Raw genomic sequence first — 12423 nt, forward strand, 5'->3', positions numbered from 1 at the left:
TCACGGTAGCCTTCTGTTTTATTCATCGCTGTAACGGCCGGATTTGACTCACCTGCCCCTGCAATATTTGGCTCATCTGACTATGAACCCTGCGACGCAACCACTCTAAGGTCACTATTTATACATATTTCACTATTCTGCCCATAGCAAAAACCCCACGCTTTTGGCATGGGGTCTCGGCTTTATTTGATGCCTGGCAGTGTACGAATGGCTTTCCTGCCATTCGCCCTTCGGGCCGTTGCAAGCAACGTTAAAATCGTTCCCGACGATTTTTTCCTACAATATTCGTCTCATCTTGAGGATGAGTCTCACCCCTCCGGGGCCAGCGCAAGCGCTGTTCAAACTGCATTCGCAGTTTGTCGCATGTCATGCTCGAGTCGAACCTGTACACCAGACAAACAAAAAAGGCCACCCGTTAGGGTAGCCTCTTTTGCTTGTTTGATGCCTGGCAGTGTCCTACTCTCGCATGGGGAGACCCCACACTACCATCGGCGCTACGGCGTTTCACTTCTGAGTTCGGCATGGGATCAGGTGGGACCACCGCGCTAAGGCCGCCAGGCAAATTCTGTCTAAACTAAACCCGCTATATGTTTCCACACAGCCAGCCAGCCCAATCTCGGAACTTCGCTGAAAATATCAATCTTTCAAATCTAAAACACCTTTGGTGTTGTAAGGTTAAGCCTCACGGATCATTAGTACTGGTTAGCTCAATGCATCGCTGCACTTACACACCCAGCCTATCAACGTCATAGTCTTTAACGTTCCTTCAGGGGGCTTAAAGCCCCAGGGAAGACTCATCTCGAGGCAAGTTTCCCGCTTAGATGCTTTCAGCGGTTATCTCTTCCGAATTTAGCTACCGGGCAATGCCATTGGCATGACAACCCGAACACCAGTGATTCGTCCACTCCGGTCCTCTCGTACTAGGAGCAGCCCCTCTCAATCTTCCAACGCCCACGGCAGATAGGGACCGAACTGTCTCACGACGTTCTAAACCCAGCTCGCGTACCACTTTAAATGGCGAACAGCCATACCCTTGGGACCTACTTCAGCCCCAGGATGTGATGAGCCGACATCGAGGTGCCAAACACCGCCGTCGATATGAACTCTTGGGCGGTATCAGCCTGTTATCCCCGGAGTACCTTTTATCCGTTGAGCGATGGCCCTTCCATTCAGAACCACCGGATCACTAAGACCTACTTTCGTACCTGCTCGAGCCGTCACTCTCGCAGTCAAGCTAGCTTATGCCTTTGCACTAACCTCACGATGTCCGACCGTGATTAGCTAACCTTCGTGCTCCTCCGTTACTCTTTGGGAGGAGACCGCCCCAGTCAAACTACCCACCAGACACTGTCCTCACCCCAGATTATGGGGCCGAGTTAGAACATCAAACATTAAAGGGTGGTATTTCAAGGTTGGCTCCATGCAGACTGGCGTCCACACTTCAATGCCTCCCACCTATCCTACACATCAAGGCTCAATGTTCAGTGTCAAGCTATAGTAAAGGTTCACGGGGTCTTTCCGTCTTGCCGCGGGTACACTGCATCTTCACAGCGAGTTCAATTTCACTGAGTCTCGGGTGGAGACAGCCTGGCCATCATTACGCCATTCGTGCAGGTCGGAACTTACCCGACAAGGAATTTCGCTACCTTAGGACCGTTATAGTTACGGCCGCCGTTTACTGGGGCTTCGATCAAGAGCTTCGCCTTGCGGCTGACCCCATCAATTAACCTTCCAGCACCGGGCAGGCGTCACACCGTATACGTCCACTTTCGTGTTTGCACAGTGCTGTGTTTTTATTAAACAGTTGCAGCCAGCTGGTATCTGCGACTGGCTTCGGCGCCGGGAGCAAGTCCCATTACCTAATGCCAGCGTGCCTTCTCCCGAAGTTACGGCACCATTTTGCCTAGTTCCTTCACCCGAGTTCTCTCAAGCGCCTGAGTATTCTCTACCTGACCACCTGTGTCGGTTTGGGGTACGATTTAATGTTACCTGATGCTTAGAGGCTTTTCCTGGAAGCTTGGCATCAACTACTTCACCACCGTAGTGGCTCGTCATCACACCTCAGCGTTGATAAGCAACCGGATTTACCAAGTCACTCCGCCTACATGCTTAAACCGGGACAACCGTCGCCCGGCTAGCCTAGCCTTCTCCGTCCCCCCTTCGCAGTAACACCAAGTACAGGAATATTAACCTGTTTCCCATCGACTACGCTTTTCAGCCTCGCCTTAGGGGTCGACTCACCCTGCCCCGATTAACGTTGGACAGGAACCCTTGGTCTTCCGGCGTGCGGGTTTTTCACCCGCATTATCGTTACTTATGTCAGCATTCGCACTTCTGATACCTCCAGCAACCCTCACAGGTCACCTTCAACGGCTTACAGAACGCTCCCCTACCCAACAACACCTAAGTGTCGCTGCCGCAGCTTCGGTGCATGGTTTAGCCCCGTTACATCTTCCGCGCAGGCCGACTCGACCAGTGAGCTATTACGCTTTCTTTAAATGATGGCTGCTTCTAAGCCAACATCCTGGCTGTCTGTGCCTTCCCACATCGTTTCCCACTTAACCATGACTTTGGGACCTTAGCTGGCGGTCTGGGTTGTTTCCCTCTTCACGACGGACGTTAGCACCCGCCGTGTGTCTCCCGTGATAACATTCTTCGGTATTCGGAGTTTGCATCGGTTTGGTAAGTCGGGATGACCCCCTAGCCGAAACAGTGCTCTACCCCCGAAGATGAGTTCACGAGGCGCTACCTAAATAGCTTTCGGGGAGAACCAGCTATCTCCCGGTTTGATTGGCCTTTCACCCCCAGCCACAAGTCATCCGCTAATTTTTCAACATTAGTCGGTTCGGTCCTCCAGTTAGTGTTACCCAACCTTCAACCTGCCCATGGCTAGATCACCGGGTTTCGGGTCTATACCTTGCAACTAGACGCCCAGTTAAGACTCGGTTTCCCTACGGCTCCCCTATTCGGTTAACCTTGCTACAAAATATAAGTCGCTGACCCATTATACAAAAGGTACGCAGTCACACCACGAAGGTGCTCCCACTGCTTGTACGTACACGGTTTCAGGTTCTATTTCACTCCCCTCGCCGGGGTTCTTTTCGCCTTTCCCTCACGGTACTGGTTCACTATCGGTCAGTCAGGAGTATTTAGCCTTGGAGGATGGTCCCCCCATATTCAGACAGGATGTCACGTGTCCCGCCCTACTCATCGAGTTCACAGCAAGTGTGTTTTGGTGTACGGGACTATCACCCTGTACCGTGCGACTTTCCAGACGCTTCCACTAACACACAAACTGATTCAGACTCTGGGCTCTTCCCCGTTCGCTCGCCGCTACTGGGGGAATCTCGGTTGATTTCTTTTCCTCGGGGTACTTAGATGTTTCAGTTCCCCCGGTTCGCCTTGCATGGCTATGTATTCACCATGCAATAGTGCAACGAATTGCACTGGGTTTCCCCATTCGGGTATCGTCGGTTGTAACGCTTCATATCAGCTTACCGACGCTTTTCGCAGATTAGCACGCCCTTCATCGCCTCTGACTGCCTAGGCATCCACCGTGTACGCTTAGTCGCTTAACCTCACAACCCAAAGGTGTTTTTCGTTATTGGTGTGGCTGTGAACACACTCTGCTATGTTGTGCAGTGCGCGCAATCCTCATGAACGTTAAGTTCACTCCGGTTGCTGTGCGCTGTACGCCTTGCTGAGTGTCTTCTCGCTCACACTGCAACAATGATTAACCCATTGGCATTGCGATTATTTGAGAGACTCTATTACAGGTTACTCTTTATCTCAGTACATCTACGGAGAGATAAATTTCAGCTGTAATGTTTCAATTTTCAGCTTGTTCCAGATTGTTAAAGAGCAATATCTTAAACACGACTCGTTAAAGTCATCTTTAAGATATTCAGTTGATAATGTCTTTCACACATTATCGGAGTGGCGTCCCCAAGGGGATTCGAACCCCTGTTACAGCCGTGAAAGGGCAGTGTCCTAGGCCTCTAGACGATGGGGACACAAAAATTTCTACTGAATCACTGATTCAGTATTTTTGTGTAAAGGTGAGAATGTGGTGACACATTCGAACGACTGATGCAGTAAAAACTCGATACTGAGGTCTTATTGCACAATCATCACCCTCATCAACAGGTGCTCTTGCTCATTTACATTCATCAGACAATCTGTGTGGACACTGCGCAATGCGTATCGTTTAGGTAAGGAGGTGATCCAACCGCAGGTTCCCCTACGGTTACCTTGTTACGACTTCACCCCAGTCATGAATCACAAAGTGGTAAGCGCCCTCCCGAAGGTTAAGCTACCTACTTCTTTTGCAACCCACTCCCATGGTGTGACGGGCGGTGTGTACAAGGCCCGGGAACGTATTCACCGTAGCATTCTGATCTACGATTACTAGCGATTCCGACTTCATGGAGTCGAGTTGCAGACTCCAATCCGGACTACGACAGACTTTATGTGGTCCGCTTGCTCTCGCGAGTTCGCTTCACTTTGTATCTGCCATTGTAGCACGTGTGTAGCCCTACTCGTAAGGGCCATGATGACTTGACGTCATCCCCACCTTCCTCCGGTTTATCACCGGCAGTCTCCCTTGAGTTCCCACCATTACGTGCTGGCAACAAAGGATAAGGGTTGCGCTCGTTGCGGGACTTAACCCAACATTTCACAACACGAGCTGACGACAGCCATGCAGCACCTGTCTCACAGTTCCCGAAGGCACCGAAGCATCTCTGCTAAGTTCTGTGGATGTCAAGAGTAGGTAAGGTTCTTCGCGTTGCATCGAATTAAACCACATGCTCCACCGCTTGTGCGGGCCCCCGTCAATTCATTTGAGTTTTAACCTTGCGGCCGTACTCCCCAGGCGGTCGACTTAACGCGTTAGCTCCGGAAGCCACGCCTCAAGGGCACAACCTCCAAGTCGACATCGTTTACAGCGTGGACTACCAGGGTATCTAATCCTGTTTGCTCCCCACGCTTTCGCACCTGAGCGTCAGTCTTTGTCCAGGGGGCCGCCTTCGCCACCGGTATTCCTCCAGATCTCTACGCATTTCACCGCTACACCTGGAATTCTACCCCCCTCTACAAGACTCTAGCTTGCCAGTTTCAAATGCAGTTCCCACGTTAAGCGCGGGGATTTCACATCTGACTTAACAAACCGCCTGCGTGCGCTTTACGCCCAGTAATTCCGATTAACGCTTGCACCCTCCGTATTACCGCGGCTGCTGGCACGGAGTTAGCCGGTGCTTCTTCTGCGAGTAACGTCAATCAACCGTGCTATTAACACGATTGCCTTCCTCCTCGCTGAAAGTGCTTTACAACCCGAAGGCCTTCTTCACACACGCGGCATGGCTGCATCAGGCTTGCGCCCATTGTGCAATATTCCCCACTGCTGCCTCCCGTAGGAGTCTGGACCGTGTCTCAGTTCCAGTGTGGCTGGTCATCCTCTCAGACCAGCTAGGGATCGTCGCCTAGGTGAGCCATTACCTCACCTACTAGCTAATCCCATCTGGGCACATCCGATGGCGTGAGGCCCGAAGGTCCCCCACTTTGCTCTTGCGAGGTCATGCGGTATTAGCTACCGTTTCCAGTAGTTATCCCCCTCCATCAGGCAGTTTCCCAGACATTACTCACCCGTCCGCCGCTCGCCGGCAAAGTAGTAAACTACTTCCCGCTGCCGCTCGACTTGCATGTGTTAGGCCTGCCGCCAGCGTTCAATCTGAGCCATGATCAAACTCTTCAATTTAAGATTTGTTTGATTTGCTACTAATAAAAGCAGCGATGCTCAAAGATTACTTTCTGCAAATAAGCATTCGAACCGAAGTTCAAATGTGTACTGCTTTGGTCACTCTTCAAGACTTTGATATTGCTTCTGCCTGCCGAAACAGGCTTCGATATCGTCTTGCGAGTGCCCACACAGATTGTCTGATAAATTGTTAAAGAGCGTTCGTTACCCGTTTGCCTTTCGGCGAATCTTACGGTAACGCGGGAGGCAGATAATACGCTTTCCCGCTGAAGAGTCAAGAGTTTCTTTGGTTTCTTTCGAAGTCAAAATCATTCTTTTCGCTTCCTGACCCGGCGAAGTATGTTTCGTTGTTCCCGGTCAGTGGAGGCGCATTATAGGGAGTTCCTGACAGCCTGCAACCCCTAATTTGAAAAAACTTTTCAACCGCGTTTTATTTCAGCAAAAATAGGCTAAAAGACCAATGTTTAAACAATTATTAAGCTAAACATTCACTACCAGTGTTAAACAGTAGAGTAAAATAGATATATAAGAAGACAGATAGGACAAATCACCATGCAACTAAATACCCAACAACAGGCCGCCCAGCGAAATCTCTCTTACCTGTTGGCTGAGAAGATTGGCCAGCGAATTCTCGCCGGAGAATATGCAGCCGGCAGCATACTGCCTGGTGAGATAGAGTTGGGGGAGCAATTTGGTGTTAGTCGTACTGCCGTTCGTGAAGCAGTAAAGATGCTGGCAGCAAAAGGGATGTTATTACCCCGCCCACGCATTGGTACCCGAGTGATGCCACAAACAAATTGGAACTACCTCGATCAGGAGTTACTCACTTGGTGGCTGAACAGAGAGAATTTCGATCAAGTGATGCAACACTTCCTTATATTAAGAACCTCACTTGAGCCTCAAGCCTGTTCATTGGCAGCCATTAATGCCAATGAGCAACAGCGAGCATTGTTAGCATCACTGATTGCAGAGATGCGTGCGTTAGATACTCACTTTAATCGTGAAAAATGGATTCAAGTGGATGCTCAATTTCATCAGTTAATATATGAAGCCAGTGGTAACCCGTTTTTGACCTCTTTCGCCAATTTGTTCAGTTCGGTTTATCACAGCTATTTCCGCGCCATTACCGGCGATGAAGTGATTAAGCTGCAATACCATCAGGATATTGTTGATACAATTTTGGCAGGTGACAGTCAGGGAGCCTTGCTGGCATGTCAGGTATTATTAACAGATAAAAATTAACGGCTAGCTGTTCTATCTCTCTATATATAAAGAAGGTGCTCACACTCACCCCTATAATCAGGACGAACAATGATAAAATCTGCACGCAGTATGGCGGGCCTTCCTTGGCTAGCTGCCATGGCTTTCTTTATGCAGGCTTTGGATGCCACCATACTGAATACGGCACTCCCATCAATTGCTGAAAGCCTTAACCGCTCACCACTGACCATGCAGTCAGCAATTATCAGCTATACCCTGACGGTCGCGATGTTGATTCCAGTGAGTGGCTGGCTGGCGGACCGTTTTGGTACCCGACGGGTATTCATTCTGGCTGTATCTCTATTTACGCTAGGGTCATTACTGTGCGCACTTTCAGATTCATTGGCTTTTCTGGTGGCCTCCCGGGTTATTCAAGGGGTGGGGGGCGCAATGATGATGCCTGTGGCCCGGCTTGCGCTGATCAGGGCTTACCCACGCAGTGAGTTATTGCCGGTTCTGAATTTTGTCACTATCCCAGGGTTAGTCGGCCCGGTGATGGGGCCACTATTAGGTGGATTACTGGTGACCTATACCACTTGGCATTGGATCTTTATCCTTAATATTCCTATCGGCTTACTGGGCATCTTTTATGCCCGTAAATATATGCCGGACTTCACCATGCCTAAACGTGCCTTTGATATTATCGGTTTCCTGCTATTTGGTAGCAGTTTGGTCCTGATATCCGTAAGTCTGGAGATAATGGGCCGACCGGATATCGCCAGCTATCTGCCAGTCACGGTGTTACTAAGTGGTTTATTGATGTTGCTCTTCTATATATTCCACGCCAAAGGTCATCCAAATCCATTGATTGGTTTGCCGCTATTTAAAAACCGAACATTCTCGGTTGGGATTGCCGGTAACGTGGCCTCCCGTTTAGGTACCGGGTGTGTGCCTTTTCTGATGCCACTGATGTTACAAGTCGGGTTCGGATACTCAGCCATTATTGCCGGTTGTATGATGGCCCCAACCGCCATTGGTTCAATGATGGCAAAATCTGCCGTTACTCAAGTATTACGTTCACTGGGTTATAGGACTGTATTGGTAGGAATTACGGTTATTATCGGAGTGCTGATTGCGCTATTTGCGCTGCAATCACCGGGCATGTCGCCGTGGATGATGATATTGCCGCTGTTTGTCTTGGGGATGGCAATGTCGACACAGTTCACTGCGATGAATACCATCACACTGGCTGACTTAACCGATAACAATGCCAGCTCAGGTAACAGTGTTTTGGCGGTAACCCAACAACTGGCCATTAGCTTTGGCGTTGCCATTAGTGCGGTGGTATTGCGGTTTTATGATGGGTTATCGTTTGGTGGCAATGTCGATCACTTCCACTACACCTTTATTACAATGGGAATAGTGACATTACTTTCATCCATGGTGTTCTTATTACTGAAACCAAATGATGGCGACAATCTAATTCAAGGCCGTAATAGCAAAAAAGCCACACAACCTGCGGAGAGTGAAGTTTAACAACTGACCACCGATCCCCGCTCTATTAGCTCGGGAGTGAGAATCAGAACTTGTGGTTCCGCTTCCGGGTTATTCAATCGATGAATCAGTGTATCAATAGCCAGTTCACCAAGGGAGTCTTTTGGTTGATGGATAGTGGTCAATGGCGGTGTCATATATTGTGCGATTTCAATATCATCGTAACCAATAACCGCCATATCTTGTGGTATCGATAACCCCGCCTGATGCAAAGCCTGATAAACCCCAACAGCCATCGCATCATTACTGGTAAACACCGCTTCTGGGGGTTCCGGTAGCGCAAGCAACTGTTTCATAGCGACTAAACCGCCACCAAATTCAAAATCACTGGCAACTTCATAACCGGATGGAATAGGTAAACCTGCGCGATCCATAGCCTGACGGTACCCTTCCAAACGTTCTTTGGCAGGGGTTTTATCTTGTGGGCCAGCAATACAAGCGATTCGGGTATAGCCTCTAGCAATCAAATATGAGGTTGCCATTTCGCCACCCAATAATGAATTATCCTGGATCACGTCATTGACGCCCTCAAAGGGTGCCCAGTCCATCATGATTATCGGTAATGACGGGTAGCAACGCAGAATATCTTGAGAAGGGCGGTGGTTTTCGGTGCACATCAGTAGCAGACCATCGACGCGCTTTTGCATCAGAGTTTCAATGCTATGGCTCATGCGATCGATATCGCCTTCGGTATTGCATAGAATCAAACTGTAACCACGCTCATAGCAACTGCGCTCCACGCCACGGACTACTTCAGCATAAAACGGGTTGCTACTGGCGGTAACCAACATACCAATGGTACGGGTTTGATTGAGTTTCAAACTACGAGCCAGTGCTGAAGGGGCATAGTTGAGCTGTTTGATAGCAGCCAGCACTTTGTCGCGAATAGGGTCACTGACAAAGCGGTTTTTATTAATAACATGTGAGACTGTTGACGTAGATACGCCCGCCAGGCGGGCGACGTCTTTCATGGTGGCCAAAGTTATACCTGGCCTTGTAGGAAACTGTCGATCTCTGCACGCCACGGAATAGAGGGCTGCGCGCCGGGGCGAGTCACCGCGATAGCGGCCGCTGCGTGAGCAAAACGTACTGCTGAGTCCATTACCTGACCTTCCAATAACGCAGTTAATAATGCGCCATTGAATGTATCACCAGCAGCAATAGTATCTACAGCGTTAACCTTGAACCCGGCAACCAATTTCCCTTTACCTTGTTCACTAAGCCATACACCACGGCTACCCAATGTAATGATTACGGTAGCGATGCCTTTATCATGCAGAATTTGCGCTGCTTGCGCTGCGTCATCATCCTGATCAATATGAATCCCCGTTAAACGCTCGGCTTCTGTTTCATTCGGAGTAATCATATCCACCAGCGTTAATAGCTCGTCCGGTAATTCACGAGCTGGCGCCGGATTAAGAATAACCTGTGTTTGATGCAGCTTCGCCAATTTAGCGGCAGCAATAACTGTCTCAAGTGGTGATTCCAGTTGCATCAATAATGCATCTGCATCGATAACTTGTTGCTGGTAACGACCAAGATATTCAGGTGTAACTGCCGAGTTAGCACCGGCATTGATACCAATAACGTTTTCGCCTTCACCATTCACGAAAATCAAAGCAACACCGGTTGTGGTATCAGCTACAGCCTCGATTGGCGCGGTATCAATATTATCGCTGGCTAATTGCTGACGCACCCGGTCACCAATATCATCTTCACCCACACAGGCAATAAACGCGATGTTTGCTCCGCTACGGCCAGCAGCAACCGCCTGGTTAGCACCTTTGCCACCAAACGCGACTTTATACTGCTTCCCGATCACCGTTTCACCTGGGCGCGGAAACTGCTCAATATTCAGAATATGATCGGCATTGATGCTGCCCAAGACCACCAGTTTGCCTGTTTTCATCGTATTTATTCCTTTGTGAATGACACCGCCACCCGTAACGTTTTGTTTTCCGTTTTAGGGCAGCGGCGTTATATGCCCTGCTTTTCGATATTATTTAGTCACTAATTTCAAATCTACCGGGATAACGGCCTGCACTTTCTCGCCTTTCAATACTTTATCAGCGGTTTGTACACCAATAACACCAATCTGATCAGGGCGTTGAGCGATAGTTGCGCCCAGTTTGCCGCCTTGGACTGCTTTAAGACCGTCGTCGGTGCCATCAAAACCAACCACTAGCACATCGGCTTTACCGGCTGTTTGCAAGGCACGCAGTGCGCCCAGTGCCATCTCGTCGTTCTGTGCGAATACAGCCTGAACATTCGGGTGAGCGGTCAGCAGGTTCTGCATCACATTCAAACCTTTAGTACGGTCAAAATCAGCAGGTTGGCTGGCTAACAGTTGGAATTTATGTTGATCCATTGACTGCTTGAAGCCTTCACCACGTTCACGGGCCGCAGAAGCACCCGCAATCCCTTCCAACTGAATCACTTTGGCATCATTACCCAGTTTTTTGGCAATGAAATCACCGGCCATTTTGCCACCAAAACGGTTATCGGATGCAACGTGACTCACCACAGTGCCAGAGTTTGCCAAACGGTCGAGCGTGATAACCGGGATATTGGCCTTATTCGCCATTTTAACTGCGTTACCGACTGCATCAGAATCAGTTGGGTTAATCAGCAATAGTTTGGTGCCGCGAACTGTCAGATCCTGCACGTTAGCCAGTTCTTTCGCCGGATTGTTTTGAGAATCCAATACCACCAGGTTGTAGCCGAGTTTATCCGCTTCTTTTTGCGCGCCGTCTTTCATTGAAACAAAGAACGGATTATTCAACGTGGAAACTACCAGTGCGATGGTGTCTTTTGCCAGTGCGTTAGCACTTACGGTGGCGCTCAGGGCAACAACAGAGATCAAGGTAGCCAGTTTCTTCATTTTCATGGTCGCAATTCCTGTAGGGAGTTAAGAGGTTATTTGCTGCTTTTATTGTCTACCAATACCGCCAGCAGGATAACCACTGCCTTTACGATCATTTGGTAGTAAGAGGAGACACCCAATAAATTCAAACCGTTATTTAAAAAGCCGAGGATTAACGCGCCAATCAGGGTGCCGACGATCCGCCCCTTACCCCCAGCAAGGCTGGTACCCCCAAGAACCACGGCTGCGATTGCATCCAGTTCATAGCCGGTACCGGCTGTAGGTTGTGCTGACGACAGGCGGGCCACTTCGATAATCCCAGCCAGTGCCGCTAACAATCCACATAATGAATAAACAATAATCTTAACTTTATCTACGCTGATACCAGAGAGCCGTGTTGCTGACTCATTGCCACCCAATGCGTAGATATAGCGGCCCAGGCGAGTGTGGTGCAACATGTACCACACAGCAATAAAGACGATAGCCATCAACCAGATTGGTGTTGGTATACCCAATGGGCGCCCGATACCGAACCAGCCAAAAGTATCAGCCACATCAGTAAAACCGGTATTTACTGGGCTACCATTGGTGTAAACCATAGTAACGCCACGTAATAGTAGCATCATGACCAGAGTGGCAATAAATGCTTGTACCTTACCTTTAGCGACAATGACCCCGGTTATGGCACCAATAAATGCCCCTAGCGCCAATGCAGCGGCGACGGCAACCAAAGCATTCACTTCCAATCCAACAATAGATGCCGCTACTGCGCCAGTCAGTGCCAATAATGACCCGACAGACAAATCAATACCGGATGTCAGGATAACCAGCGTCATACCCACCGCCATAATGGCATTGACAGAAGTCTGCTGGAGAATGTTAAACATGTTATTTAGGGTAAAGAAGTTCGGACTTAGTGACGAAACCACAGCAATCAGCACCAGCAGCGCAATCAGTGATTTTTGTTCTAATAACCATTCTTTACTGAACCAGCGTTTTGTCTGGATAGCTTGGGAACTCATATCTGATTACTCCTGCTCTACTCGTCATA

The 12423-nt window shown here is 49.2% G+C and carries 6 protein-coding genes, 1 tRNA gene and 3 rRNA genes; 2 read left to right on the forward strand and 8 right to left on the reverse strand.

Annotation, left to right across the window (positions count from 1 at the left end; all coding sequences use genetic code 11):
• Positions 1 to 443: 443 nt before the first annotated feature.
• From rrf to V1956_RS01985, 4 genes are all read right to left on the reverse strand, one after another.
• Positions 444 to 559 (reverse strand): 5S ribosomal RNA (gene rrf / locus V1956_RS01970).
• Positions 560 to 671: 112 nt separating this feature from the next.
• A 23S ribosomal RNA gene (locus V1956_RS01975) occupies positions 672 to 3578 on the reverse strand.
• Between the two features lie 359 nt (positions 3579 to 3937).
• Positions 3938 to 4013, reverse strand: a tRNA-Glu gene (locus V1956_RS01980).
• A gap of 199 nt (positions 4014 to 4212) precedes the next feature.
• A 16S ribosomal RNA gene (locus V1956_RS01985) occupies positions 4213 to 5755 on the reverse strand.
• The 16S, 23S and 5S rRNA genes sit together here with 1 tRNA gene alongside, the layout of an rRNA operon.
• A 552-nt stretch (positions 5756 to 6307) precedes the next feature.
• Between V1956_RS01985 and V1956_RS01990 the strand changes: the two genes are divergently transcribed.
• Entirely contained in the window at positions 6308 to 6997 is a 690-nt protein-coding gene (locus tag V1956_RS01990; RefSeq protein WP_083161611.1) for a FadR/GntR family transcriptional regulator, read from the forward strand.
• 69 nt (positions 6998 to 7066) lie between these two features.
• Positions 7067 to 8491: a multidrug transporter subunit MdtD gene (gene mdtD, locus V1956_RS01995; protein WP_083161609.1), complete on the forward strand. Its 1425-nt coding sequence runs from the start codon at positions 7067 to 7069 to the stop codon at positions 8489 to 8491.
• On the opposite strand, the gene rbsR is transcribed toward mdtD, so the two are convergent.
• From rbsR to rbsC, 4 genes are all read right to left on the reverse strand, one after another.
• On the reverse strand, positions 8488 to 9489 hold the full coding sequence (rbsR, locus tag V1956_RS02000; protein ID WP_372560168.1) for a ribose operon transcriptional repressor RbsR: 1002 nt from the start codon (positions 9487 to 9489) through the stop codon (positions 8488 to 8490). The two genes, mdtD and rbsR, sit on opposite strands and share 4 nt — an antisense overlap.
• 2 nt (positions 9490 to 9491) lie before the next feature.
• The gene (gene rbsK, locus V1956_RS02005; protein WP_372560169.1) at positions 9492 to 10418 is read right to left on the reverse strand and encodes a ribokinase; all 927 of its coding nucleotides are present in this window, start codon (positions 10416 to 10418) and stop codon (positions 9492 to 9494) included.
• Between the two features lie 90 nt (positions 10419 to 10508).
• Complete coding sequence (rbsB, locus tag V1956_RS02010) at positions 10509 to 11396, reverse strand: ribose ABC transporter substrate-binding protein RbsB (protein ID WP_083161603.1); 888 nt, start codon at positions 11394 to 11396, stop codon at positions 10509 to 10511.
• Positions 11397 to 11425: 29 nt separating this feature from the next.
• Positions 11426 to 12394 (reverse strand): ribose ABC transporter permease, encoded by a 969-nt coding sequence (rbsC, locus tag V1956_RS02015; protein WP_083161601.1) that lies wholly within the window; start codon positions 12392 to 12394, stop codon positions 11426 to 11428.
• Positions 12395 to 12423: the final 29 nt, after the last annotated feature.

The organism is Yersinia sp. 2540 StPb PI, assembly GCF_052217165.1.
GTDB lineage: Bacteria > Pseudomonadota > Gammaproteobacteria > Enterobacterales > Enterobacteriaceae > Yersinia > Yersinia enterocolitica_E.

What these genes read in the sequence shown, in the direction of transcription:
- V1956_RS01990 (WP_083161611.1), top strand. Translation starts at nt 6,308, where the DNA reads ATGCAACTAAATACCCAACAACAGGCCGCCCAGCGAAATCTCTCTTAC.
- rbsK (WP_372560169.1), bottom strand. Translation starts at nt 10,418, where the DNA reads ATGAAAACAGGCAAACTGGTGGTCTTGGGCAGCATCAATGCCGATCAT.
- mdtD (WP_083161609.1), top strand. Translation starts at nt 7,067, where the DNA reads ATGATAAAATCTGCACGCAGTATGGCGGGCCTTCCTTGGCTAGCTGCC.
- rbsC (WP_083161601.1), bottom strand. Translation starts at nt 12,394, where the DNA reads ATGAGTTCCCAAGCTATCCAGACAAAACGCTGGTTCAGTAAAGAATGG.
- rbsB (WP_083161603.1), bottom strand. Translation starts at nt 11,396, where the DNA reads ATGAAAATGAAGAAACTGGCTACCTTGATCTCTGTTGTTGCCCTGAGC.